At 67.0% G+C, this 25070-nt stretch carries 26 protein-coding genes; 12 read left to right on the forward strand and 14 right to left on the reverse strand.

Annotation, left to right across the window (positions count from 1 at the left end; genetic code table 11):
- Entirely contained in the window at window positions 1-870 is an 870-nt protein-coding gene (locus tag NNX38_RS05530) for a hypothetical protein (RefSeq protein WP_255797095.1), read from the reverse strand.
- 12 nt (window positions 871-882) lie between these two features.
- The gene (dapD, locus tag NNX38_RS05535) at window positions 883-1860 is read right to left on the reverse strand and encodes a 2,3,4,5-tetrahydropyridine-2,6-dicarboxylate N-succinyltransferase (RefSeq protein ID WP_255797096.1); all 978 of its coding nucleotides are present in this window, start codon (window positions 1858-1860) and stop codon (window positions 883-885) included.
- Between the two features lie 33 nt (window positions 1861-1893).
- Between dapD and dapE the strand changes: the two genes are divergently transcribed.
- Complete coding sequence (gene dapE / locus NNX38_RS05540) at window positions 1894-2985, forward strand: succinyl-diaminopimelate desuccinylase (protein WP_255797097.1); 1092 nt, start codon at window positions 1894-1896, stop codon at window positions 2983-2985.
- Window positions 2986-3093: 108 nt separating this feature from the next.
- Here the strand turns inward: dapE and NNX38_RS05545 are convergent, their stop codons facing one another.
- From NNX38_RS05545 to NNX38_RS05560, 4 genes are all read right to left on the reverse strand, one after another.
- On the reverse strand, window positions 3094-3999 hold the full coding sequence (locus tag NNX38_RS05545) for an amino acid ABC transporter permease (RefSeq protein WP_255797098.1): 906 nt from the start codon (window positions 3997-3999) through the stop codon (window positions 3094-3096).
- Window positions 3996-4673 carry an amino acid ABC transporter permease gene (locus NNX38_RS05550; protein WP_227918455.1) on the reverse strand — a complete coding sequence of 226 codons (678 nt, stop codon included), beginning with the start codon at window positions 4671-4673 and terminating at the stop codon, window positions 3996-3998. Before NNX38_RS05550 ends, NNX38_RS05545 begins: the two co-directional genes overlap by 4 nt.
- An 88-nt stretch (window positions 4674-4761) precedes the next feature.
- On the reverse strand, window positions 4762-5619 hold the full coding sequence (locus NNX38_RS05555) for a glutamate ABC transporter substrate-binding protein (protein WP_255797099.1): 858 nt from the start codon (window positions 5617-5619) through the stop codon (window positions 4762-4764).
- A gap of 118 nt (window positions 5620-5737) precedes the next feature.
- Window positions 5738-6517 (reverse strand): amino acid ABC transporter ATP-binding protein, encoded by a 780-nt coding sequence (locus tag NNX38_RS05560; RefSeq protein ID WP_229949810.1) that lies wholly within the window; start codon window positions 6515-6517, stop codon window positions 5738-5740.
- 148 nt (window positions 6518-6665) lie between these two features.
- Here NNX38_RS05560 and NNX38_RS05565 point away from each other — a divergent pair, with 148 nt between their 5' ends.
- The 6 genes from NNX38_RS05565 to NNX38_RS05590 all read left to right on the forward strand — a co-directional run bounded on the left by NNX38_RS05565 (window position 6666) and on the right by NNX38_RS05590 (window position 11581).
- Window positions 6666-7433 carry a TIGR00730 family Rossman fold protein gene (locus NNX38_RS05565; RefSeq protein ID WP_255797100.1) on the forward strand — a complete coding sequence of 256 codons (768 nt, stop codon included), beginning with the start codon at window positions 6666-6668 and terminating at the stop codon, window positions 7431-7433.
- Window positions 7434-7480: 47 nt separating this feature from the next.
- Window positions 7481-7819 (forward strand): DivIVA domain-containing protein, encoded by a 339-nt coding sequence (locus NNX38_RS05570; protein ID WP_255797101.1) that lies wholly within the window; start codon window positions 7481-7483, stop codon window positions 7817-7819.
- On the forward strand, window positions 7816-8394 hold the full coding sequence (locus tag NNX38_RS05575; protein WP_304661519.1) for a DNA-3-methyladenine glycosylase I: 579 nt from the start codon (window positions 7816-7818) through the stop codon (window positions 8392-8394). Before NNX38_RS05570 ends, NNX38_RS05575 begins: the two co-directional genes overlap by 4 nt.
- Complete coding sequence (locus NNX38_RS05580) at window positions 8384-9619, forward strand: hypothetical protein (RefSeq protein ID WP_255797102.1); 1236 nt, start codon at window positions 8384-8386, stop codon at window positions 9617-9619. Before NNX38_RS05575 ends, NNX38_RS05580 begins: the two co-directional genes overlap by 11 nt.
- A gap of 146 nt (window positions 9620-9765) precedes the next feature.
- Complete coding sequence (locus tag NNX38_RS05585; RefSeq protein WP_146361313.1) at window positions 9766-9933, forward strand: DUF3117 domain-containing protein; 168 nt, start codon at window positions 9766-9768, stop codon at window positions 9931-9933.
- Window positions 9934-9943: 10 nt separating this feature from the next.
- Window positions 9944-11581, forward strand: a complete 1638-nt coding sequence (locus NNX38_RS05590; protein WP_255797103.1) for a M17 family metallopeptidase — start codon at window positions 9944-9946, stop codon at window positions 11579-11581.
- A 20-nt stretch (window positions 11582-11601) separates the two neighbouring features.
- Here NNX38_RS05590 and map read toward each other — a convergent pair whose 3' ends face one another.
- Window positions 11602-12372, reverse strand: coding sequence for a type I methionyl aminopeptidase (gene map, locus NNX38_RS05595; protein ID WP_255797104.1), 771 nt, complete (start codon window positions 12370-12372; stop codon window positions 11602-11604).
- A gap of 50 nt (window positions 12373-12422) precedes the next feature.
- Window positions 12423-13058: an O-methyltransferase gene (locus tag NNX38_RS05600; RefSeq protein ID WP_227918438.1), complete on the reverse strand. Its 636-nt coding sequence runs from the start codon at window positions 13056-13058 to the stop codon at window positions 12423-12425.
- A 283-nt stretch (window positions 13059-13341) separates the two neighbouring features.
- On the opposite strand from NNX38_RS05600, the gene sigE reads away from it, so the two are divergent.
- From sigE to NNX38_RS05615, 3 genes are read left to right on the forward strand one after another with little or no spacing between them, the layout of a single operon-like run.
- Entirely contained in the window at window positions 13342-13950 is a 609-nt protein-coding gene (gene sigE, locus NNX38_RS05605) for an RNA polymerase sigma factor SigE (protein ID WP_255797105.1), read from the forward strand.
- Window positions 13951-13953: 3 nt separating this feature from the next.
- Entirely contained in the window at window positions 13954-14886 is a 933-nt protein-coding gene (locus NNX38_RS05610) for a zf-HC2 domain-containing protein (protein ID WP_255797106.1), read from the forward strand.
- A 48-nt stretch (window positions 14887-14934) separates the two neighbouring features.
- A complete protein-coding gene (locus NNX38_RS05615; protein WP_255797107.1) occupies window positions 14935-15387 on the forward strand; it encodes a Sec-independent protein translocase TatB in 453 nt (150 codons plus the stop codon).
- A gap of 30 nt (window positions 15388-15417) precedes the next feature.
- Here the strand turns inward: NNX38_RS05615 and NNX38_RS05620 are convergent, their stop codons facing one another.
- From NNX38_RS05620 to NNX38_RS05630, 3 genes are read right to left on the reverse strand one after another with little or no spacing between them, the layout of a single operon-like run.
- A complete protein-coding gene (locus tag NNX38_RS05620; RefSeq protein ID WP_255797108.1) occupies window positions 15418-16638 on the reverse strand; it encodes an Mrp/NBP35 family ATP-binding protein in 1221 nt (406 codons plus the stop codon).
- Window positions 16639-16642: 4 nt separating this feature from the next.
- The gene (locus tag NNX38_RS05625; RefSeq protein ID WP_255797110.1) at window positions 16643-17233 is read right to left on the reverse strand and encodes a DUF1003 domain-containing protein; all 591 of its coding nucleotides are present in this window, start codon (window positions 17231-17233) and stop codon (window positions 16643-16645) included.
- Window positions 17226-18512, reverse strand: coding sequence for a magnesium transporter (locus NNX38_RS05630; RefSeq protein WP_255797111.1), 1287 nt, complete (start codon window positions 18510-18512; stop codon window positions 17226-17228). The genes NNX38_RS05625 and NNX38_RS05630 overlap by 8 nt, the downstream gene beginning before the upstream one ends.
- Window positions 18513-18631: 119 nt before the next feature.
- Here NNX38_RS05630 and NNX38_RS05635 point away from each other — a divergent pair, with 119 nt between their 5' ends.
- On the forward strand, window positions 18632-19498 hold the full coding sequence (locus tag NNX38_RS05635) for a general stress protein (protein WP_255797112.1): 867 nt from the start codon (window positions 18632-18634) through the stop codon (window positions 19496-19498).
- Between the two features lie 276 nt (window positions 19499-19774).
- Here the strand turns inward: NNX38_RS05635 and NNX38_RS05640 are convergent, their stop codons facing one another.
- On the reverse strand, window positions 19775-21358 hold the full coding sequence (locus tag NNX38_RS05640; RefSeq protein WP_255797113.1) for an aminopeptidase P family protein: 1584 nt from the start codon (window positions 21356-21358) through the stop codon (window positions 19775-19777).
- A 113-nt stretch (window positions 21359-21471) separates the two neighbouring features.
- Here NNX38_RS05640 and NNX38_RS05645 point away from each other — a divergent pair, with 113 nt between their 5' ends.
- Window positions 21472-22329 (forward strand): PHP domain-containing protein, encoded by an 858-nt coding sequence (locus tag NNX38_RS05645; protein ID WP_255797114.1) that lies wholly within the window; start codon window positions 21472-21474, stop codon window positions 22327-22329.
- A gap of 82 nt (window positions 22330-22411) precedes the next feature.
- On the opposite strand, the gene NNX38_RS05650 is transcribed toward NNX38_RS05645, so the two are convergent.
- The gene (locus tag NNX38_RS05650) at window positions 22412-23308 is read right to left on the reverse strand and encodes a site-specific DNA-methyltransferase (RefSeq protein WP_255797115.1); all 897 of its coding nucleotides are present in this window, start codon (window positions 23306-23308) and stop codon (window positions 22412-22414) included.
- 17 nt (window positions 23309-23325) lie between these two features.
- Window positions 23326-25014, reverse strand: coding sequence for a DEAD/DEAH box helicase (locus NNX38_RS05655; protein WP_370646372.1), 1689 nt, complete (start codon window positions 25012-25014; stop codon window positions 23326-23328).
- Window positions 25015-25070: the final 56 nt, after the last annotated feature.

Genomic DNA, 25070 nt, shown 5'->3' on the forward strand with positions numbered 1-25070 from the left:
TTATTCCGCGGGGAGACTGAACGCCGTCACGGCCACCTGCCCGGGTGCGGCGTCCGATTCGGACCAGACGGCGGTACCCCGGTGCCAGGTCCGACCGTCATAGGCGACGGACTCGATCCCGAGCGCCTTGGCATTGGCGACGAACCACTGGGCCACGGACCAGCCGTAGGCACCCTCGACGTCGGCCAGATAGAGCGGGCCCAGCACGGACCCGTTCAGCGGTCCGTAGATTTCTTCGACGGCGGCAGCGCTCAGCGCGGGATCGGCGGATTCAACCGGAGCCCGCAGGGTGCAGGAGAGAGCTGTAGGGGTCTGCCCGGTCAGGGCGGAAGCGAAGGCCCGGGCAGGACCCTCATGCTTGGCGTACGCGTCCGGGAAGGCGCTGCGCTGGACCGCTTGCGCCGCCTCCGTGATCGGAAGCTCCAGGTAGCCCGGGACCTGCTCCAGGCCGTTGTAGAAGGCGGTGGCGGCGTAGGCGGGGTCCATCACCTGTTCCTCGCTGCCCCATCCCTGCGACGGGCGCTGCTGGAAGAGGCCGCGGGAGTCCGGACCGGCGTCGTCGCCGTAGTCCAGGTTGCGCAGCCCCGATTCCTGCAGGGCAGTGGCAAGGGCAATGGAGACGGCCCGCGGCGGCAGCCCGCGGGCCACCGCCACCCCGGAAATGATTGAGGCGTTCGCCGCCTGTTCCAGCGTCAGCCAGTATTCCGCGCCGCCCACAACGGCCACGCAGCGTTCAGTGATCACCGGTGCCTGCTTCTTTCCCGAGAGCGCGGAAACAGCGAACAAGGCAGCGAACGCCGCCACGCACAGCGCCAGCAGCAGGACCAGCACCCGGAAGGAACGGGTTTCATGCTGCTGGAGCAGTTGCATGGTGTCCGGCCGCTAGTTCGCGTGCAGCGCGGAGTTCAGTTCCACGGTGCGTCCGTTGCGGGGCAGTGCCTCCACCGCGCCGGTGGCGGAATTGCGGCGGAACAGCAGGTTGGGCACGCCCGAGAGTTCAGCGGCCTTCACCAGGCGGGGCTCGCCGCCGTCGAGGACGGTGACCCGGGTCCCGGCCGTCACGTACAGCCCGGCCTCAACCACGCTGTCGTCACCGATGCTGATGCCGACGCCGGAGTTCGCGCCCAGGAGGACACGTTCGCCCAGGGTGATCTTTTCCTTGCCGCCGCCGGAGAGGGTGCCCATGATGGAGGCGCCGCCGCCGACGTCGGTCCCGTCGCCCACGACTACTCCGGCGGAGATGCGGCCCTCGACCATGGACGTGCCGAGGGTGCCGGCGTTGAAGTTGACGAAGCCTTCGTGCATCACGGTGGTGCCTGCGGCGAGGTGGGCGCCGAGGCGGACCCGACCGGCGTCGGCAATGCGGACGCCGGAGGGCAGTACGTAGTCGGTCATGCGGGGGAACTTGTCCACGCCGTAGACGGTCACGGTGCCGCGGCTGCGCAGCCGCAGGCGGACCGCCTCGAAGTCGGCCACCGCGCACGGTCCGTGGTTGGTCCAGACCACGTTGGGCAGGGCAGCGAAGATGCCGTCAAGGTTGATGGTGTTGGGCTGGACCAGGCGGGCCGAGAGCAGGTGCAGGCGGAGGTAGGCGTCGGCGGTGTCGGCGGGGGCGGCGTCGAGGTCGATCCGGGTTTCCAGCACTTCGCCGTGGGTGCCGCGGATACCGTCGGCCATTGCTTCGGCGGCGGCATCGAGATCGTCTTTCAGGGCCGCGTCGAAAGCGGCATCACCCAGAGCGGGGCTGGGGAACCAGACATCGAGCACGACGCCGTCGGAGGTGACGGTGGCCAGGCCGAGGCCTGAGGCAGTACGGGTATCGGGGGTTCCAGCGGGTGTGGGGGCAGCGCTTACAGTCATGGTTCCCAGTCTACCGAGCGGTACTGTGGGAGGGTGACTGATGCATCTGTGCCTTCCTTGGATCTTTTCGGCGATGTCGCGGACCTGACCGCGGCCCTGATGGATTTCGAGAGCGTTTCCGGAAACGAGACCGCCCTGGCGGACGCCGTCGAGACCGCTCTCCGTGCCTGCCCCCACCTCGAAGTGTCCCGCGACGGGGACTCCGTGGTGGCTCGGACCCGGCTTGGCCGGGCGGAGCGGATCATCCTTGCCGGCCACCTGGACACCGTGCCGCTGCCGACGGTGCCGGGGTCGCGCGGGACCGTACCGTCGGCATGGGACGGGGACGTGCTTTACGGCCGCGGTGCCACCGATATGAAGGGCGGTGTGGCGGTCCAGCTGGCCCTGGCTGCCGCTCTCACCGAGCCCGCCCGGGACATCACCTACGTTTTCTACGACCACGAAGAGGTCGACGCTTCCCTCAGCGGGCTCGGCCGGTTGGAGCGCAGCCATCCGGACTGGCTGAAGGCGGACTTCGCCGTCCTCCTGGAGCCGACCAACGGGACCGTGGAGGGCGGCTGCAACGGCACCATGCGCTTCCACGCCACCACCACCGGCCGCGCCGCGCACTCCGCGCGGGCCTGGATGGGGGAGAACGCCATCCACGCAGCGGCGGACATCCTGGTGCGGCTGCGGGACCACTCACCGGCCACGGTGAACGTCGAGGGCCTGGATTTCCGTGAGTCCCTGAACGCCGTCCGGATCTGGGGCGGGACAGCGGGCAATGTAATTCCGGATGCCGCCACCGTCGAAATCAACTACCGCTTTGCCCCGGACAAAGGCATCGAGGAAGCCGAAGCCTACGTCCGGAAGCTGCTTTCAGGGTTCGACGTCGTGCGGACCGATGCCGCGGCCGGCGCCCGGCCGGGACTGACCCTGCCGGCTGCCGCGTCCTTCGTGGCCGCCGTGGGCGCCGAACCGAAACCGAAATACGGCTGGACCGACGTCGCCCGGTTCAGTGCGCTGGGGATTCCCGCCGTGAACTTCGGCCCCGGGGACGCCCTGCTGGCGCACACCGATGACGAACATGTACACGCTGCCGCCATCCGGGACTGCTTGGCGGCGCTGAGGTCCTGGCTGAGCTAGGCCGGCCGCGGTTCCCGCGTCGACAAGAGCCTAAGGGCAGCGAAAAAGGAGAGGACCGGCATAGTGCCGGTCCTCTCCTTTTTCGTTAGCTGTCCGGGGCTGGTGAGCCTATTTGGCCGCGCCCTTTGCCGGTGCGGCAGCCGGAACCGGAGCTTCGATGCCCTCGGGCTCGATCGTGTCTTCGATCTTCAGCACCTTGCCGGCACGTGCGCCCAGGCGCCGGGAGAGGCGCTGCGCGGCAAACGTGAGCAGCCAGTTCAGGGCGATGAAGATCGCGGCGGTAACCAGCAGTGCGGGCAGGATGTTGCCTTCACCCGCGGCCAGGCGGCGTGCGTAGTCCAGCAGTTCGGTGTAGCCGATGAAGGTACCCAGCGCGGAGTCCTTCAGGATGACCACGAACTGGCTCAGCAGCGCCGGCAGCATGGCCACCAGCGCCTGCGGCATCTCGATGCTGCGGAGCGACTGGCCCGGTGTCAGGCCGATGGCGAGGCCGGCCTCGCGCTGGCCCTTCGGGAGACCGAAGACGCCGGAGCGGACCAGTTCCGCGATCACCGAACCGTTGTACAGGGTGAGGGCTATGACAACGGCGTAGAAGGGGACCTGTTCCGGATTCACCGAAGTGGACTTGGAGAGGAACTGGTAGAAGAACACCATCATCAGCAGCACGGGAACCGCGCGGAAGAACTCCACCACGAGCCCGCAGGCCCAGCTGATCGGCTTGAAAGCCGAAAGGCGCCCGATGCCGAAGAGCAGGCCGAAGACAATCGACGTCACCACGGCCACGGCGGCAGCCTTCAGCGTGGAGAGCAGTCCCGGGAGCATGAAGTACTCCCAGGTCCGCCACTCCAGGAAGGGCGTCCACTTGGCGGCGTCGAACTGGCCCTTGTCCGCCAGCCCGGAGATCGCCACCCAGAGCAGCGCTGCGATCAGCAGCACGCCCAGGATGTTGCCGACCATGATGTTCCGGCGGGCCTTGGGCCCGGGGGCATCAAACAGGACATTCTGTGCGCTCATCGTGCGACCGCCAGTTTCTTCGAGGCCCAGGTGGTGAGCAGGCCGATGGGGATAACGATGATGACGTAGCCGATGGCAAAGGTCAGGAAGATCTGCGTCATCAGGTTCGGATTGAACTCGATCATGGTTTTCATCATGCTCGAGGTCTCCAGGGCGACGCCGGCCGTGGCGGCCACGGTGGTGTTCTTGACCAGGGCGATCAGCACATTGCCCATCGGGGCGATGGCGCCGCGGAAGGCCTGCGGCATGATGACCAGCCGGGCTGCTTCCAGGAACCCAAGGCCGATGGCGCGGGCGGCCTCAGCCTGTCCCAGCGGAACCGTGTTGACGCCGCTGCGGATGGCCTCGCAGAAGAATGCTGCGTGGTAGACGGTCAGCGACAGCACGGCAAGGCGGAAGAAGTTGGTGGTGAAGTCGCTGGACAGGCTCACGTTCAGCTGCGACCACAGCGCCAGTGAGCCGAACACCATGATGATGGTCAGCGGGGTGTTGCGGAAAATGTTGACGTAGGCGGCACCGAACCACTGCAGGCTGGGGATCGGTGAGATCCGCATCAGCGCCAGTACGGTACCGAGTATCAGCGACCAGAGCGCGGCCCAGAACGCGAGCTGGATATTGACCCAGAAAGCGCCGAGGACGTCGTACTGCTCGAAGAGGGCAGTAAAACCCTCCATGTTTCACCTCTTTACGGTGGAAGAAAACCCGCAACGGGGAAGCCGGAGGTTATCGCCGGCTTCCCCGCGGGGGTGGAACGTGCAGGAACTAGGCGCAGGCGTCAGGCGTCGGCGGGTTCAGGTCTTCATTGAAGGTGTAGTCGGCGCCTTCGGTGTTCTTCTTGATGGCTTCCTCCCACGCACCGTCCTGGACCATCTTGGTGATGGCTGCGTTGATGTCCTCGCACTTGACGATGCCGCCTTCCTTCGGCAGGCCGACACCGTACTTCTCCTCCGAGAAGGTGTTGCCGACAACCTTGAACTGGCCCTTGTTGGCGTCAGTCGAGGCCAGGCCGGCAAGGATGATGTCGTCAGTGGTGACGGCGTCAATGGAGCCGCCCTGCATGGCGGTCACGCACTCGGCGTAGCTCGGCTGCTCCAGCAGGTTCACGCCGGCGGCGTAGTTGTCCTTGATCTTCTGTGCCGAGGTGGAGCCGGTGACGGAGCAGAGGTTCTTGCCGTCCAGATCCTCGGGGCCGCTGATGTCGCTGTCGACGGGAACCAGAAGGTCCTGGCCGGCCACGAAGTACGGTCCTGCGAAAGCAACCTTTTCCTTACGGGCATCGGTGATGGAGTAGGTTGCGAAGATCATGTCCAGCTGGTCATTTTCCAGCATGTTCTCGCGCTGGGCGGAGGGACTGGAAATGAACTTGATCTGGTCCTCGGGGTAGCCCAGTTCGTTGGCGACGTATTTGGCGACGTCGACGTCGAAGCCGGCGTAGTTGCCGCCCTCGTCGAAGCCCAGGCCGGGCTGGTCGAACTTGATGCCGATACGGATCTGCTCGCCGGAGCCTTCGGTGGCGGCTTCGCTGCTGCCGGATTCGGAACCGGAATCGCCGCCGCAGGCGGACAGGGTCAGGGCTGCCACGGCGGCGATGGCCGCAGCGGCGTAACGGGTCTTGCGCATGTTTTCTCCTTGCATTGCGGTCCTCCGCGCAAAAGCGGAGGACCTAGCCTCATAAGGGTTGCCCCCAACTGGTGAAACCCCGGTACTGCTGGTGGAGCGTGTAGTGCTTGGAACGGTTCTAGTGGGAGAGGATCTTGCCCAGGAAGTCCTTGGCGCGGTCGCTCTTCGGGTTCGTGAAGAACTCCTCGGGAGTGGCTTCTTCGACAATCTGTCCGTCGGCCATGAAGATCACCCGGTCCGCCGCCTTGCGGGCGAAGCCCATCTCGTGGGTGACGACCACCATGGTCATGCCGTCCTTCGCCAGGCCCACCATGGTGTCCAGCACCTCATTGATCATTTCCGGATCGAGGGCGGAGGTGGGCTCGTCGAAGAGCATGACCTTCGGCTTCATGGCCAGCGCGCGGGCAATGGCTACGCGCTGCTGCTGGCCGCCGGAAAGCTGCGCCGGAAGCTTGTTCGCCTGGTTGGCCACGCCCACACGCTCAAGCAGTTCCATGGCCAGTTTCTTGGCCTCGGCAGGCTTGGACTTGCGGACCTTGACCGGTCCGAGGGAAACGTTGTCCACGATGGACTTATGCGCGAAAAGGTTGAACGACTGGAAAACCATGCCGACGTCGGCGCGCAGCTTGGCAAGGGCCTTGCCTTCGGCCGGCAGGACGGCGCCGTCAACGGTGATTTCGCCGTCGTCGATGGTCTCGAGGCGGTTGATGGCACGGCACAGGGTCGACTTGCCGGACCCGGAGGGTCCGATCACCACCACTACCTCGCCGCGGGCAATGTCGAGATTGATGTTCTGCAGGACATGGAGGTCCCCGAAATGCTTGTTCACGTTCTTCAGCGAAACGAGCGGTGCAGCGGATTCAGGCACGGATTTACCTGGGGATGTGTCACTGGTCATAAGGAAAATCTAACCATTGATTATTGCCGGCGTGTGTCAGGGGCCATTCGGGCACGTAATTGTGACGTAAGCGCAACCTGCCCGGAGCTAACCTCGCCGATGGAGCCCGCCGCGTTGCCAGCGGCGCCATCACGGCTAGCCTAGAAGAATGCCTATCAGCGATGCCTCAAGTCCCATGTCCGACCGTCCGCGCAAGCGGGGGCCGGTGGAGCTGCGCCGGGGCGCTGCCCTGACCCCGCAGTCGGACCGTTTCCTGCTGGACTCGTCGGATGCCACCCATTTCACGCATACCGACCCCTGGCGGGTGCTGCGGATCCAGAGCGAGTTCGTGGAAGGCTTCGGCACGCTGTCCGAGCTGGGTCCTGCCGTGAGCGTGTTCGGTTCGGCCCGCAGCGTTCCCGGATCGCGCTATTACAAGCTGGGGGAAGAGGTGGGCAGGCTGCTGGCTGAAGCGGGCCTCGCCGTGATCACCGGGGGAGGGCCCGGCTCCATGGAGGCCGCCAACAAGGGGGCCGTGGGGGCGGACGGCCTGTCCGTGGGCCTCGGGATCGAACTTCCCTTCGAGACCGGCCTGAACGAGTGGGTGGATCTGGGGGTCAACTTCCGGTACTTCTTCGTACGCAAGACCATGTTCGTCAAGTACGCGCAGGGGTTCATTGTCCTGCCCGGCGGGTTCGGCACCCTGGATGAGCTTTTCGAGGCCATGACCCTGGTGCAGACGCAGAAGGTGACCTCCTTCCCGATTGTGCTGATCGGCACTGAGTTCTGGAATCCGCTGCTGGGCTGGATCCGCGAGACCCTGTTGGCGGAGGGCATGGTCGGCGAGGCGGACCTCAAGCTCCTGCACGTAGTGGATGACCCGGCGGACGCGGTACGGCTGATGATCGCGGACAGCGCAGGACACGTTTCCCCCTAGCCGGCCGGCCCCCGCCCGGGACCGGCGCCATCTGGCACCATGGTCCTGTGACATTCCTCTTGGTCTTCCTCGCCATCGCCGTGCTGGGCCTGGCTGCCGTATTCGGCATCGGCCGGCTGCGCCCGGGACCCGCCGGCACCATTCCGGCGGCCGTACAGGGCCTGCCGGAGCCGGATCCCCGGCTGCCGCCCGTTTTGCTGCCTGAGCACCCTGTGGCCGGCGACGTTTCCCGGCTCCGGTTCTCCGTGGCCCTGCGCGGCTACCGCATGGACGAGGTGGACACGGTACTGGACCGGTTCGCCGAAGCACTCGAGGAACGCGATGCCCGGATCCGCACGCTTGAAGCAGCGGGCCGGAGCAACCTTGCTGACGGAGACGGGAATTGACTGCCGTGCCGGGCGCGGACGGGCGGCTGCGCTGCGGCTGGGCGCTGGCCAGCGAGGACTACCAGCACTATCACGACACGGAATGGGGGCGTGCCGTGGAGGGCGAGGCTGCCCTCTTCGAGCGCCTGAGCCTGGAAGCCTTCCAATCCGGCCTCAGCTGGATCACCATCCTGCGCAAGCGTGAGGCGTTCCGCGCCGCGTTCGCCGGTTTCGACCCGGAGGCGGTGGCGGCCTTTGACGACGCCGACCGGGCGCGGCTGATGTCCGATGCCGGCATTGTGCGCAACGCCGTCAAAATCGATGCGGTGATCAACAACGCCCGTGCACTGGTGAAGCTGCCGGAGAATGAAGGCCTCGGCAGCCTGCTGGACCGGTACCGCGCTCCGGCCGACCGGCCCGCGCCGCAGACACTGGCCGAGGTCCCGTCCGCTACGACGGAGTCCGCCGCGCTGGCCAAGGAGCTGAAAAAACGGGGCTTCCGGTTTGTCGGGCCCATCACCGCCTACGCGATGATGCAGGCCACCGGCTACGTCAATGACCACCTCGACTCCTGCTGGGTGCGCCATGGAAACTGAATCAGCTGAAAGGTCCTCCGTGAACCTCCGGGCAAAGACGGCGCCGGGCCGTGCCGCTGCCGCCGTCCAGCGGTGGCCGTGGTACCTCCAGGTCCTCGCCTTGTGGTTGGCGGCCCGCCTCTTCTCCTACGCCGTGCTCGCCGCCACCGCCCGGTTCCAGCCGGCGGGCCCGTGGTGGGACGCATCGCCGGCGTACTGGGACTTCATCAACATCTGGGACGCCGAGTGGTACTTCCGGATCTTCTCCGACGGTTATCCCGACAGCGTTCCGCGGGATGCGGCGGGCAATGCCGTGGAGAACGAGTGGGCCTTCTATGCTCTGTTCCCGATGCTGGTGCGGGGGCTCGACGCCGTAACGGGCCTGGGCTGGAACGTCCTGGCCCCCGTGGCGGCCACGTTGGCGGGCTTTGCCGCAGCACTTGTCATTTACCGGCTCTTCCGGCTGCGGGCAGGGAAAGGCACCGCCATGTGGGGAGTGCTCTTCGTGGCGGTCTTCCCCGTGTCCCCGATCCTGCAGATCCCCTACGCCGAGTCACTGAACCTGCTGCTTCTTGCCGGGGCCCTGTACCTCTTCCTGTCCGGGCGCTACCTCACCGCCATCCCGGTGGTGGCCCTGATGTGTCTCTCCCGGCCGGTGGGCGTTCCCTTCGCGCTCGCGGTCGGGCTGGTGCTGGTTGTGCGGTTCCTGCGACGCGGGCAGGTGCCGTTCCCAGCCGGTCAGGCATGGCGGCTGACCGCCCTGACTGCGGCGGCCGGTTTCTCGGCGCTGGCCTGGCCGGTCATCGCATGGGCCGCCACCTCGGACATCCGCGCCTACACGGACACGGAGAGTGCCTGGCGCTTCGGGGACCTGGTTCCCTTCAAACCCTGGCTCACCATGTCCCAGCACCTCCTGGGGCCGCTGTTCGGACCCGTGGCGCTGGTGGTGCTGGTGGCAGGCGCCGCGCTCTACCTGATGTCCCCGCCCGTCCGGCGGCTCGGGCTGGAACTGCAGCTGTGGTGTGCAAGCTATCTGCTTTACCTCCTGGTGTTCCTGAACCCGCAGACCAGCACGTTCCGCCTTCTGCTGCCGCTGTTTCCGCTGGCGCTTGCCACCGCCTGGCTTAGCCGGTCCAGGGCCTACCGGGGGACCGTCGCGGTTGCCTTCGCAGTCCTGCAGATCGTCTGGGTGGTGTGGCTTTGGCGGTGGACGCAATTACCCGGCGGAGGGGATTATCCACCCTGATTTGTGGCCCGCGACACACGAAATTTCGTTTGCCCGGTACTTGTACGGAATAATGACAGCAATTGCCGGGCGGATATTTTACTTCCATCGGCAGCGGATTACAGGTGATCCGGTTAAACCGGGCGCTGTGAAAGGGGAATCTCGAAATGGCTGCGATGAAACCAAGGACGGGAGACGGTCCCATGGAGGTTACAAAGGAGGGGCGCAGCCTCATCTTGAGGGTGCCGATAGACGGCGGCGGACGCCTGGTGGTTGAGCTGAATGTGGAAGAAGCAGGCAAGCTGAAAGACTGCCTTCTGGGCGTTACGGGCTAGCCTTTAATTCATGCAGCTGCCTCCGAAGCCATCAGACCGGACCGGATCCGCTCCGGCGTCGCCTTACATCACCGCATCGCTGCCGGGAGTCACTGCCCTGGCTGCGTTGAACGCACGGACTGGAAAGGCGGAGTCGGGAAGCGGACTGCATCCGGTCCCGGCTGAAGGCGTCGACGTCCTGGCAGTGGCCATGACCCCTGCGCCGGCCGGCTCCGGTCCCGAAGACGCCGACGAGGCAGCAAACCCGGTTCCCCAGCCGCGGCGCGGTGCCGTCGAAGCGGCGCTGCGGTACGGCGCCGACATCGCCGACCGGGCCCGCAGCGCGAAAGTTACCGGCAGGGCAGGGGAGATCCTTGTGATCGAGCCGCCCCGCGATGCTGCGGACCTGCCCGGAAAACTGATTTACGTGGGTGCCGGCGACGTGTCGGAGCCTGCGCTGCGGCGTGCCGGTGCCGCGTTGGCCCGCGCCACGATGGGCGCCAAGCGGGTGCGCGGAAGCGTGGTGGACGGGCTGAAACCGTCCGCGCAGGAAGCTTTTCTTGAGGGCTTCCTGCTCGGCGGTTACCGGCCGCCGCGTGCGGGTATCACCGAACCGCCGGCACCGATTGCGGCACACCTTGAACTGACCGGACTGGATGCTGCCGCAGCCGAACGTGCCACGGTTACCGCACAGGCAGTGTGGATTGCCCGCGACCTGACCAACACGCCGGCCGAGACGGCTACGCCGGACTGGATGGCGGAGCAGGCACGGGCGATTGCCGGGCGCAGCGGGCTCACGGTTCGGGTCCGCGGCGAGTTCGAGCTGCGCGCCGAAGGATTCGGCGGGCTGCTGGCAGTAGGCGGCGGATCCGAGCATCCGCCGCGGCTGGTCGAGGCCACCTACCAGCCCGACGGCGGGGACGTGCCGCACGTTGTCCTGGTGGGCAAGGGCATTACGTTCGATTCCGGTGGAATCTCGCTTAAGCCGCGGGATGCCATGATGACCATGAAGACGGACATGGCCGGTGCGGCAGCGGTCCTGGCCGTGGCCGAGGCTGCAGCCGCGTTGAAGCTGCCCGTAAAGGTCACCGCGGTGCTGGCTTTGGCTGAGAACGCCATCGGTGCAGCCTCCTACCGGCCTGCCGACGTCGTGACCACCTACAACGGGACCACTGTCGAAGTGGGCAACACCGATGCCGAGGGCCGGATGGTCCTGGCCGATGCGATGGCCTATGCCGCCGCCGAGCTGGCCCCGGATGTGCTGGTGGACGTCGCCACCCTTACCGGTGCGGCGGCCCTGGGACTCGGCATGCACCACGCAGCGCTGTTCGGCAACGCCCCGGGGCTGCTCACCCGGTTGGAGGCGGCAGGGAAGGCCTCCGGCGACGCCGTGTGGCAGCTGCCGCTGGTGGCGGAGTACGGCTTTGTGCTGGACTCCGACATTGCCGACGTTTCCCACATTGCGCCGGTGCAGGCAAAATTCGGCGCCGGTGCGATTGTTGCCGCCCTGTTCCTGGAGAAATTCACCGGCGGCGTCCCGTGGGCACATATCGACATCGCCGGACCTGCACGTGCCAACAAGGACAGCCGGGAACTCACCAAGGGAGCGACGGGCTTCGGCGTGCGTCTGCTGCTGTCCTATCTTGCCGGCTTGGGCCGGACCGCCTGACAGCAGCAGCGGTATAGCCGTTACTTCGGCAGTGTGAGGATCTCGGCCCCGTCATCGGTGATGGCGATCGTGTGCTCGCTGTGCGCCGTCCGGCAGCCTGTTGCGCTGCGCAGGGTCCACCCGTCGGCGTCGGTCACTAATTCTGCGGTGTCCGCCATGACCCACGGTTCCAGGGCCAGCAGCAGTCCGGGGCGCAGCTTGTAGCCGCGGCCCGGCCGCCCGGAGTTCGCGATGTGCGGGTCCTGGTGCATCGTGGAACCGACGCCGTGCCCGCCGAACTCGGTATTGACCGGATATCCCGCATCGGTGAGGACTGTTCCAATGGCAAAGGAAATGTCCCCGATGCGGGCGCCGGGACGGGCCGTCGCAATTCCGGCGGCAAGGGCCCGTTCGGTCACGGCGATCATCGCGGCGCTCTCCGGGGACGGGGCATTGCCGACGATGAACGTGATGGCGGAGTCGGCAACGATTCCCCTGAGTGATACCGCGAGGTCCAGTGTCAGCAGGTCGCCGTCGGCCAGCGCGTAGTCGTGCGGAAGCCCGTGCAGCACGGCGTCGTTGACGGACGTGCAGATGTAATGGCCAAACGGCCCGCGCCCGAAGGACGGCGCATAGTCGACGTAACAGGACTTGGCACCGGCCTCGGTGATCATGGCCCTGGCCCACCTGTCGATGTCCAACAGGTTGGTTCCCACCGTGCTGCGGGCCTTGATCGACTGCAAGATGTCAGCGACCAGGGCACCCGTCTGCCTTGCACGGGACAACTCGTCAGGGTTGAGGATCTCGATCATGTGGCACCTTTCCTGGGAGCCCTGGGTGCGGGCCGCTTTGGTGAGGTTGGCTAAGCGGTTTTCACGGCCAGCAGAAGGCCGTCACCGGTGGGCAGCAGGGCCGAGGCGAGGTCTTCGTTCTCCCGGATGGCCTTGCCTACCTTGCGCATGGTGTTGGTGGTGGCTTCCCGGACAGCCGGATCCGCGACCTTGCCGTGGTCCAGTGCGTCATTGACCACCAGCAGGCCGCCGCGCTTGAGGAGCCGCACCGCCTGGTTCACGTAGAGCGGGAAGGAGGGCTTGTCTGCGTCGATGAACACCATGTCGTAGGCGGCGTCCGTGAGGCGGGGGAGTACCTCGGCCGCCCGGCCGGAGATGGTGCGGGTCCGGTTGCCCGGAATGCCGGCCTCCGCATAGGCCTCGCGGGCCGCACGGAGGTGGTCGACGTCGGAATCGATCGTGGTGAGCACCGCGTTGCGGCCCAGGCCGCGCAGCAGGCAGACGCCCGAAACACCTGCTCCGGTGCCGACTTCCACTACCGTGGTGGCCTTGCTCGCAGCCGCCAGTACGGTCAACGCGGCGCCTACGCCGCTGGATACGGCACTGACGCCCAGCTCGTAGGACCGTTCGCGCGCACGGATCAGGACCTCATCCTCGGTAGGCAGGGCCTCCGTGTAGGACCAACTGGTCTGCTTGTCGGCGCGCATGGGGTTTCACTTTCGGTCCGGAGGAATTCCTGCTCAGTCAAGCTTAAGGCCAACGGAGGCATAACCGGGTACGCACTGCAGTGCTGCCTTGTCCCAGTACTAAAGGCGTGCTAACAGCCAACTCCCAGATTGATGCGTAAACATTGTTAATCGGTGATAAATGGCCCTCCGGACAACTTTGGGCCCACCCGGATTCCTTGCACCCTACGGGAACTGCTCGGGGCACACCGGGACTGCACCGGCTGCACTGATGGCACGCAGGTTGGAAGGAAGGAGGAAGACTATGGCAACGACGCCGGACACAGCAGCCGCGGACATGGCTGGGGAGTGGGTACGTCCCACTTGGGAGGAAGTGGTCCAGGCACACTCGGCGAAGGTATACCGGCTGGCCTATCGGCTGACCGGAAACAAACATGATGCCGAGGACCTGACCCAGGAAGTCTTCGTCCGGGTTTTCCGCTCGCTGGCCAACTTCCAGCCCGGCACCCTCGACGGCTGGCTGCACCGCATCACCACCAACCTATTCCTGGACCAGGCCCGGCGGCGCAGCCGGATCCGTTTCGACGGCATGACCGAGGAAACCTCCAGCAAGCTGCCCAGCAACGGGCCAGGCCCCGAACGAAGCTTCGAATTCAATAACCTCGACGTGGACATCGCCCGCGCCCTGGAAGAGCTGCCGCCGGACTTCCGCGCCGCGGTTGTCCTGTGCGATCTGGAGGGGCTTTCCTACGACGAGGTTGCCCGCGTATTGGACGTCAAGCTGGGCACCGTCCGGTCCCGGATCCACCGCGGCCGGGCAATGCTGAAGGAAAAGCTCGCCCACCGGGACCCGCAGGTGCCCCCGGCCGCCCGTTCACTGCTCAAACTGCCCCGAGTTGCGGGAGCCAGCTGAATAGTGCGACACCCCACACGGCATTTACGGAACTACATCGACGGCGAAACAACCCCGCAGCGCGAGCAGGCCATTGACGCTCACTTGACCCGCTGCGCCTCGTGCCGCGCCGCGGTCGCGGAGGAACGCCGGCTGCGCAGCCGCCTGCGTGCCTTCCGGGTGCCCGATGCCGGTCCTGAACTTTCCGCCCGGATTGCGGGACGGGTGACGGCACTGCAGTCCGGCTGCCCGGAACCCGAAGGACGTCAGTCCGGGGCGGCGGCCAAGACCCTTGACCGGCGCAGCCATGCCTTGGCCGCAGCCGGGGCGGTAGCAGCAGCCGGGGCGGTGCTGCTCGGCGGTGCCTATTTTGCCGGCAGCATCCTCGAGGTTCCGGCGCAGACCGGTGCGCGTGCCGCCATGGCCGACGGCTGGGAGGAAGTTGCCCAAAGCGGCGACCTTGGAGCGGACCAGCTGCAGCTGCTTCGTGCGCATGGCTGGACCTGCCCCGAACTGGCGGATCTGGGCTTGAAACTGGAGTCCGCCCGCTCCCTCCGGGTCCAGGGGCGTCCCGCCGTCGAAATGACCTTCGCTGCTGCTGACGGGGAACAACTCCGGCTGGTGGAACAGCATCCGCTGCCGGGAGAGGACCACCAGCCCGTGATCAACGGCGTGACCGGCCGGACCGTCTCGGAAGACGGGTTCTCGGTTGCGGGGTCGCAGGCCGGCCCGGCTGTCTTCGGTTCCGATGAGCATCCCGGCCAGAAGGTCGTGGCAGCCGGCAGCGTCACCTACACCTTCGAGTCCAGCCAGCCGGAGAAATCGCTGCCCCGGGCGGTGGAGGAGCTTTCCCTGCTCGAATCCGCCCGCCTCGCCCGCACCGGCGGCGATTCCGAGCCGATGGAACGCATTGTCCGCGGCCTTTCCATGTTCACGCGTACGGGCTGGAGCCTCTAGGGGAGCAGCGAGTGGCTCCCCGCTCCCGGGAAAAGGTAGTCTTCAAGAGTGGTAGGAATCAACGGTTACGAGTTCATCCTTCTGGCAATAATCGCCGTGGTGATACTAGGTCCCGAACGCCTGCCCGAATACGCTTCGCAGTTGGCCCGGCTGGTGCGGGAAGTGCGTCGGATGGCCTCCGGCGCCCGTGAACAATTGCGTGAAGAAGTGGGCCCCGAGATTGACGAAGTCGACTGGCGGAAGCTGGATCCACGGCAGTACGACCCGCGGCGCATCATTAAGGAAGCGTTGCTGGATGATTTCGACGACGCCGCCAAAGCGGTCAGCGGACGGCCGTCCGCAGCGCCCGCCCCTCCGGTACCGGCGGCCCAGCCGGCCGCGGCTTCTGCCGCACCCGTCGCTGCTGCCGCGTCGGCAGCAGCGAGCCGGCCGCCTGCGGTGAAACCGCTGGAACGCCTCGCCGAGGGCCAGCCTGCACCGTTCGACATCGAAGCAACGTAGCGGCCACCGCTAAACCGTCACGCCCGCTGCCTAGACCGGGCTGACCCCGAGGCTGCGTCCGGCCAGGCCTCGCGGCCGGTGTGCCAGCTCCCGGGCAATCCGCCGCAGTTCGGCTGCGGCCGTTTCTGCGTCCTCCCGGGTGGTTCCCTCGGCGCCGACACCGCCGTCAGCAGTACTGACCGCACCTGTATCCGCCACCGTGGCGGCAGCGTCGGCCAGCACTACCGGCAGGCCGCCGTCGCCGCCTTCACGGAGGGCAACGTCGAGGGGGATGCTGCCCAGCAGCGGAACCGGATAGCCCAGCGTGTCGCCGAGCCGGCCGGACACCGCGGCACCTCCGCCGGAGCCGAAGATCTCCAGACGCTCACCGCCGGGCAGTGCGAGCCAGGACATGTTCTCGATCACGCCGGCCACCTTCTGTCCGGTCTGCCGGGCAACGCTGCCGGCGCGTTCGGCAACGTCCGCCGCGGCGCTCTGCGGCGTGGTGACCAGCAGGATCTCCGACCCCGGCAGGAGCTGCCCTACGGAAATGGCGATATCTCCGGTACCGGGAGGCAGGTCCAGGAAGAGGACGTCCAGGTCCCCGAAATACACATCGGTCAGGAACTGCTCCAGGGCACGGTGCAGCATGGGTCCGCGCCAGGCCACGGGCTGGTTGCCGTCCACGAACATGCCAATGGAGATGGTCTTGATGCCGTAGGCCACCGGCGGCAGGATCATCTCATCCACGCGGGTGGGCGGCCGGGTGATTCCAAGGAGGCCGGGAACCGAGAATCCGTGGACGTCGGCGTCGACAATTCCCACCCGCAGCCCGAGCGAGGCCATGGCCGCTGCGAGGTTGACGGTGACGCTGGACTTGCCCACGCCGCCCTTGCCGCTGGCCACTGCATACACGCGGGTCAGCGAATCTGGGCGGTTGAAGGGGATGGTCCGCACCGGGTCGCCGCCTCGCAGCCGGTCCTTGAGCGCGTTGCGCTGCTCGGGAGTCATCACGTCCAGGTTCACGCCCACAGTGTTCACTCCGGGCACCGCGGCTAGCGCGCGCTCGACGTCGGCCGTGATGGTCTCCCGCAGCGGACAGCCGGCGATCGTGAGGAGTACGTCGACTACCACGCCGCCTTCGGCGTCGAGCCGTACGTCCTTGAGCATCCCGAGTTCGGTGATGGGCCGGCGCAGTTCCGGGTCCTGGACAGTGTCCAGGGCACGGAGCACCTGTGCTTCCAATGCGGAAGCTGGTTCGGATACTGGCACGGCTTTAGCGTTCCCTCCCGCCGGGATTCAGTTTGGGCATGCTGTCGGTGCTGTCCGAACTGCGGCGGCGGCGCCGCGTCCCGCCGTCCTCGCGGTCGTCATTGGCCTCGAGGAGTTCCTCCAGCAGCCCGCGGATTTCGGAGCGGACATAGTCACGGGTGGCAACCTCACGCAGGGCGATCCGCAGTTCGGCGATTTCCCGGGTGAGGTATTCGGTATCCATAAGGTTGCGCTCGGCGCGTTCGCGGTCCTGCCGGACGGAGACGCGGTCCCGGTCGTCCTGCCGGTTCTGTGCCAGCAGCAGCAGGGGAGCGGCGTAGGAGGCCTGCAGCGAGAGCATAAGCGTCAGGACGGTGAAGCCCAGGGCGGCACTGTCAAAGCGGGCGGATTCCGGCCCCCAGGTGTTCCAGGCCAGCCACACGAGGCAAAAGACCGTCATGTAGACCAGGAACTGCGGGGTGCCCATGAACCGGGCGAAATTCTCCGTGGCATGGCCGAAGGCGTCGGGGTTCGGGGAGAGCCGCGGCAGCCATCGGGTCCGTGCAGAGCGGGGAGTGTCGAGGCCGGTGGTCGTTGACTTGATCTTTTCAGCCATTTGTCCTTCCCTGCTGCGTTATCGGGCCGGTTTCGTCGGAGATGCGCCAGTCGTCCGGCAGCAGGTGGTCCAACACATCGTCCACCGTGACCGCACCCACCAGGCGTCCGGCGTCGTTGATTACCGGCAGTGAATTCAAGTTATAGGTGGCCAGCATCCGCGATACTTCGCTGATGGTGGCGTAGTCGCGGACCGGTTCCAGGTCCGTATCCAGGATGTTGCCCAGTGCCTCGGGCGGTGCCGAGCGCAGCAGCTGCTGGATGTGCACCACGCCGAGGTACTTCCCCGTGGGGGTTTCCAGCGGCGGCCGGCAGACGTAGATGGAAGAGGCAAGGGCGGGGGTGAGCTCTTCGCGGCGCACGTGTGCCAGCGCCTCCGCCACGGTGGCCTCGGGCGGAAGGATGACCGGCACGGGGGTCATCAGCGACCCGGCGGTGTCTTCCTCGTAGTTCAGCAGGCGCCGGACGTCGCGGGCGTCTTCGGGCTCCATGAGGGCAAGGAGCTCTTCCTTCTGCTCTTCGGGCAGTTCGTTGAGGAGGTCCGCGGCGTCGTCGGGGTCCATTTCCTCCAGCACGTCGGCGGCGCGTTCCACGTCGAGGGACTGCAGGATCTGGACCTGGTCGTCGTCGGGAAGTTCCTGCAGGACGTCGGCGAGGCGTTCGTCCTGCAGCTCGCTGGCCACTTCGATCCGGCGTTTGCCGCTCATCTCATGCAGGGCATCGGCAAAGTCGGCTGCCTTGAGGTCATCATTCTGGGCGACGAAGGACGTGGCGGCCTGCGGGCCGGTGGCGTCCCAGTGCGCAATGTCCTTCCAGTCCAGGATCATCTGTTCCCCGCGCCGGCGCAGGGAGCGCAGGCGGGAGGCAGAGCCGCCGCGGCGGACGAAGAGGTTGGAGACGTACCAGTCCCCGGCGCGGTTCTGCTCAATGGCGATGTCTTCAATGGTGGCCTCGCCGCTGCCGTCGCGCAGCTGTACCCGGCGGTCGAAGAGTTCCGCGACCACCAGCATCTCTGCTCCACGCTGTTCGAAGCGGCGCAGGTTGACCAGGCCGGTGCAGATGATCTGCCCGGGGTCCATGGAGGTGATGCGGGTGAGGGGGACGAAGACCCGCTTCTTGCCGGGAACCTCCACCACGATGCCCACGGCCTGGGGCGGGAGGCCCGGCCCGCGGTCCAGCACGACCGCATCGCGCAGCCGGCCGAGACGGTCACCCAGCGGGTCGAAGACGTCAAGGCCGAGCAGGCGCGCAATAAAGACTCGGGTTGGATTTGTACTCACCTTATAAGGCTACTTTGTGCCCGCCGGTAACGCGTTATCACGGGGTACGAGGGAGGTGAGTCCGTTCACTGCGAGCGATACGTTCACCGTCCGGGGCAGGTATGCGCGAGAATGGAGCAATGTCGAACCTATTTGGTGCCACCCCTCCGCGTGATGCGGGCCGCAGCTTGCCCAAGGGTGAAACGGTGGGCCGGTATACGGCCTACCTCGACGCCCAGAAGGCCGTGGACTACCTTGCCGACAGCAAGTTCCCGGTCCAGCTGGTCTCGATTGTCGGCAACGAACTCAAGTCCGTTGAACGGGTGACCGGCCGGCTGACCTACCCCCGGGTGGCGCTTTCGAGCGCACTCACGGGTGCCTGGTTCGGCCTCTTTGTCGGGCTTGCCCTGATGCTGTTCGGGGGCAGTGCCGCCGCGATCTCCCTCCTTCCGTCCATGGCCCTGGGTGCCGTGTTCTGGGTACTCTTCGGGGTCCTGGCCTATGCCCTGCAGCGCGGGCGCAGGGACTTCACCTCCACCAGCCAGGTCATTGCCACCAGCTACGACGTCATTGTGGCCCCCGAGGCGGCCAACGACGCCCGGCAGCTGCTGCACCGGCTGCCGATGGTCGGACAGGCAGGGCACCCGCAGGCGCCGGCCGGCCAGCGCCGGGACCCCCAGCGCCCGCCCGCAGGCGGACCTCAGGCCCCGGAACGTCCCTCCGGCTGGGCCAACCCTTACGGCCAGCCCGCTCCGGACTCCGATCCCGCAGGGCAGTCCCCGGCCGATGCCGGGCGGCAGCTGCCTGCAGGAGCAGACGCCGCAGCCAAGCCCACGACGCCGCGCGGCCAGTTCCCCGACCTTCCGGACGGCCGCCCGCAGTACGGTGTCCGGCGTCCGGCGCAGCCTGCCGTGCAGCCTGAATCCGTGCAGCCCGATTCTGCGCAGCCCGCCGCTCCGGAACAGGATTCGGGTTCTCCGCAGGGTTCAGAGCAGCCCCGCCAGTAGGTCTCCCGGCGTATCGCGTGAGGCCCGCGCCCCCAGGGGTGCGGGCCTTTTTCGTGCCTTCGCTTCGGATTGGGTAAAGCCCCTCGCTTTGTCCGGTTCCCTGCGCCGCGCGGCGAGGGGATCCGGACACACCGCAGGGATCCGGACACACCGCAGGGATCCCGACAAACCGCAGGAGTATGTCCATGCGGTCGGCGGGAACGCAAAAAGGTCCGCATCCTTTCGAGGATGCGGACCTCTTTTACCTAAACTTTTACCTAAACCGGAAACCGGAGGTTACTCGGCAGCGTAGATGCCTGCCATCCAGTCTTCGACGTCGCCCGGGTTACGCGGCAGGGCGTCGCTGAGGTTCACGGGGCCGTCGGCGGTGATGAGGACGTCGTCCTCAATCCGCACGCCGATGCCGCGGTATTCCTCGGGCACGGACAGGTCGGTGTCCTTGAAGTAGAGACCCGGTTCGATGGTGAAGACCATGCCCTCGGTGATGGTGCCGTCCAGGTACAGCTCGGCCCGGGCCTGGGCACAGTCGTGCACGTCCATGCCCAGGTGGTGGCTGACGCCGTGGGGCATCCACCGGCGGTGCTGCTGGCCTTCGGGGGACAGTGCTTCCTCGAGCGGCACGGGCAGCAGGCCCCAGCTGTCCAGGCGTTCGGCCAGGACCTTTACGGCTGCAGCGTGGACGTCGCGGAACTTGGCGCCCGGCTTGGCGGCTTCGAATCCGGCGTCTGCGGCGTCGAGTACTGCCTGGTACACCCGGCGCTGGACCTCCGTGTAGGTTCCGTTGACGGGCAGGGTGCGGGTGACGTCCGCGGTGTAGAGGCTTTCGGCCTCCACGCCGCCGTCCAGCAGCAGCAGGTCCCCGGCATGGACGGCGCCGTTGTTGCGGATCCAGTGCAGGACCGTGGCGTTGTTGCCGGAGGCGGCAATGGTGTCGTAGCCGAGGTCGTTGCCCTCTTCCCGGGCGCGGGCAAAGAAGGCGCCTTCGACGACGCGTTCGCCGCGGGGGTGGGAAATGGCGCGGGGGAGTGCCTTGACCACTTCGGTGAAGCCGTTGACCGTGGCGGCCACGGCAGCCTTCATCTGCTCGATCTCCCATTCGTCCTTGACGAGGCGGAGTTCCGACAGGGCTTCGGTCAGTTCGCCGTCGAGGGCATCCAGGGCGCTGAGGTCGGCGTTCTCCGGGTCCAGGGCGGTATTGTAGCGGACGGTGTCCACCAGGGCGTCGACCATTTCGTCGACACTGCGCAGCAGGCGTACGGAGATGCCACCGAACTGCGGGTCTCCGACGTTGTTGGTGATGGCGGTTTCCGCCTCGTCGAGGTGCCGGGTGGGCAGGCCGATCAGCGCGCTGATCTCCGCCAGGCCGAGCCGGTTCCCGATCCAGAAGGAGCCGTAGCGTGCGTTGGAGTAGAACTCGTCGCTGTCCGTGCCGGCGAGCGGGCGGAAGTACAGCACGGCGGTGTGGTTGCCGCCGTCGTCTCCTGCGCCGGGTTCGGTGGGCTCCATCACGAGCACGGCATCGGGTTCGCGGTCCACGCCGAGGCCGGTCAGGTGCGCAAAGCCGGAGTGCGGGCGGAAACGGTAATCGGTGTCGTTGGACCGCACCTTCAGCGGGCCGGCCGGAATGACCAGCCGTTCGCCGGGGAAACGCTCGGAAAGGGCCCGACGGCGGCGCGCTGCGAACGGCGCCACAGCGTCGGCTTCGGGCAGCTCACCGGATTCCGCGGCCCAGCCGGAAGACATGAACTTCTTGAAGGCTTCCGAGGAGGGCCGCTGGGACCGGTTGTTGATCCGGTCTTCGAGCGGCTGGCCTTCGGAAGGCTCGGGCAGGGATGTCGTCGAATTCGCTTCAGTAGTCACCACTCCATCGTCTCACTGCCTCCGGGAGGGGCAAAACACCCCTCCGATGCCCGGCCTTTCCCTTCCGGCCTCACCGGACGGGCGTAGGCCGCCCGGGGGCGTAGATTGAAAGCGTGAGAATTGACCTGCATACCCACTCCTGCGTCTCCGACGGCACCGAGCAGCCGGCAGATGTTATCGCCTCCGCTGCGAAGGCCGGGCTGGACGCCATTGCACTGACCGATCACGATACGACGGCGGGCTGGGCCGACGCCGCCGCTGCCGCGCAGGAGCACGGGATCACCTTCGTTCCGGGTATGGAGGTGTCCTGCCGCAGCCGCGAGGGGATCAGCGTCCATGTGCTGTCCTATCTGCACGATCCGGCCCATCCGGGACTGCTCGAGGAGATCGCCCGGTCCCGCGCTGCCCGGGTTACCCGGGCAGAACTGATGGTGCAGCGGTTGGCGGAGGATTTCCCCATCGACTGGGACTCGGTGCAGGAGCAGGTGGCCCCGGGGGCAACCATCGGACGGCCGCACATTGCCGACGCACTGGTAGCTGCCGGTGTGGTTCCGAACCGGTCGGCGGCCTTCAGCGGCATCCTGACCGCGCGGTCGCCGTACTTCGTGGCGCATTACGCGCCGGACCCGGCACGGGCAGTGGAGCTGGTCCGGCAGGCCGGCGGAGTCCCGGTCTTCGCGCACCCGGTGGCGTCCTCCCGCGGCCGGGTGGTGGGGGAGGAAACCTTCACCGAAATGATCGACGCCGGGCTGCTGGGCGTGGAAGTCAACCACCGGGACAATCCCGAGCAGGGCAGGGAATGGCTGCGCAGGCTGGCGAAGGATAATGACCTGCTGGTCACCGGCTCCAGCGATTACCACGGGACCGGGAAACCCAATCTCCTGGGCGAATTCACCACGGAGCCGGCAGTGCTGGAACGCATAGCCGAGCTCGGGACCGGTGCCGCCGTCGTCGGCCCCCTGCCGCGGTAGAGGGCGGGCCGCCGCGCCAGGCGGCGGACCCGCGCGGCGCGCTGACCCGCCAGCAGGCGGCGGCCCGCCCCGAAAGCAGGGCCTAGGGACCGGCAGCGGGAAGCGGTGAACCCGTTTCGGCGGAGACCACGGTGGCCGCGGAACCCAGCCGCCGGGCCATAACCTCGATCGCCTGCGGATTGGCGTCCACGCAGACAAACTTGCGGCCCAGCTTGGCCGCAACGGCACCCAGCGTTCCGGACCCGGCAAAGAAATCCAGGACCCAGTCGCCCTCACGGCTGCTGGCAGCGACGGCACGCCGAAGCAAGCCCTCGGGTTTCTGGGTGGGATAGCCGGTCTTTTCCCGGCCGGTGGGGGAAACGATGGTGTGCCACCAGACGTCGGTCGGCAGCTTGCCCAGGGCCACCTTTTCGGGTGTCACCAGGCCCGGAGCCATGTACGGTTCCCGGTCCACTTCGGCGTTGTCGAAATGGTACGCATCCGGGTTCTTTACGTAGACCAGGATGTTGTCGTGCTTGGCCGGCCACCGGTTCTTCGCCCGGCCGCCATAGTCGTAGGCCCAGATGATTTCATTCAGGAAGCAGTCCCGGCCGAACAGGGCGTCCAGCATGACCTTCGCGTAGTGCACCTCGCGGTAATCCAGGTGCACGTACAAGGTGCCGTCGTCGGCCAGCAGGCGCCAGGCCTGCGCGAGCCGGGGTTCCAGGAACGCCCAGTAATCCTCGAAGGCGTCGTCGTAGCTGGAGAGCAGGCCCTTGACCGTGCTGTAGCTGCGGCCCTTGAAGCCGATCCGGTCGCCGCTGCCGTCGGCGCTGCGGACCATGGTGGTCTGCTGCCGGCGCTGGGACCGCCCGGTGTTGAAGGGCGGGTCCACGTAAATCATGGTGAAGGAGCCGTCCGGCAGGGTCGGGAGGAACTCCGCGTTATCCGCGTGTACCACCAGCGACCCGCCGTCAGACGTCCACAAAGGGGTGCTCATGCAGGCCTACGTCGGCGCTATTCGGCGGCCGGGCCGGTCTTGGGAACAACCTCGCCGTTGCGGCGGCGGGTCCGGCTGCGGCGCGGACGGTCCGTGGCTGCGCCGTCCGCGGCAGGTGCCGCGGTCCGGGTTTCAGCCGGGCGGGATTCCGCGGTCCGCGCCTCGCCGGTGCGTGCCTCGCCGGAGCGGGCGCTGCTGCGCCGCGATCCTTCCCGTGCTCCGCCGCGGGAGTTGCCGCCGCGGGATCCGGCACCCCGGTCGGAACCGGAACGGTTGCCTTCGCGGCTGGAGGAGCTGCTGCGGCCGCCGGACTTGCCGGTTTCGCCGAGGTCCTCGATCTTTTCGGCATCAATGCCTGCATGGGTGCGCTTGTTGCGCGGCAGGCGTCCCTTGGTGCCTTCGGGGATATCGAGGTCCGTGTACAGGTGCGGTGAGGAGGAGTAGGTTTCCACCGGCTCCGCCTGGTCCAGGCCCAGGGCCTTGTTAATCAGGCCCCAGCGGGGGACATCGTCCCAGTCCACGAACGTCACGGCGGTGCCCTTGTTGCCGGCACGGCCGGTGCGGCCAACGCGGTGCAGATAGGTCTTCTCGTCTTCGGGGCACTGGTAGTTGATTACGTGGGTGACGTCGTCGACGTCGATGCCGCGCGCGGCGACGTCGGTGGCCACCAGCACATCCACCTTTTCATTGCGGAAAGCGCGCATGGCCTGCTCGCGGGCGCCCTGGCCGAGGTCGCCGTGCATGGCGGCGACGGCGAAACCGCGGTCCACGAGTTCTTCGGACAGCTTGGCGGCAGTGCGCTTGGTCTTGGTGAAGATGATGGTGCGGCCGCGGCCGCGTGCCTGCAGGATGCGGGAAACCACTTCGCTCTTATCGAGGTTGTGGGCCCGGTAGACCACCTGGCGGATGTCCTTCTTGGTCAGGCCTTCGTCATCGGGATCCGCGGCCCGGATGTGGGTGGGCTTGGTCATGTAGCGGCGGGCCATCGAAACGACGGCGCCGGGCATGGTGGCCGAGAACAGCAGGGTCTGGCGCACGGCCGGCGTGGCGGCCATCAGTGTTTCGACGTCGGGCAGGAAGCCGAGGTCCAGCATCTCGTCGGCCTCGTCAAGGACCACCAGCCGCACGTTCTTCAGCGAGAGGTGCTTCTTGTTGTAGAGGTCGATCAGGCGGCCCGGGGTGCCGACCACGATTTCGACGCCGGCGGCCAGGGCCTCCGTCTGCGGCTCGTAGGCACGGCCGCCGTAAATGGTGACGATGCGGGCACCGCGCCGGCGGGCAGCGGTGGTGAGGTCGCCCGCCACCTGGACGGCCAGTTCACGGGTGGGCACCACGATCAGGGCCTGCGGTGCGCCGGGGACGGCGAGTTCGGCGTAGCCCTTGTCTTCCGGGCCCACCACGCGCTGCAGCGCGGGAATACCGAAGCCGAGCGTCTTGCCGGTGCCGGTCTTCGCCTGGCCGATGATGTCGTGGCCGCTGAGGGCAACGGGCAGGGTCATCGACTGGATGGGGAAGGGGTGCGTGATGCCGGCGTCGGCGAGGGACTCGACGATGTCTGACCGGACACCGAAATCGGCGAAGGTCAGTTCGGGGATTTCCTCGGCCCGGGCCTTAACGGCCAGGGAATCCGCGACGGTCAGTTCTTCGGTGCTGTCATCGGCAGTGAGGTGACGATCGTCATCAACCTGGGAAAGTTCAGTGTTCAATTAAATACCGTTCAGTTTAGGCAGCGCGGGGGCGCCAGGCTCGACGAGTGGCTGTT

The sequence above is a fragment of the Arthrobacter sp. zg-Y238 genome (assembly GCF_024385525.1).
Classification (GTDB): domain Bacteria; phylum Actinomycetota; class Actinomycetes; order Actinomycetales; family Micrococcaceae; genus Arthrobacter_B; species Arthrobacter_B jinronghuae.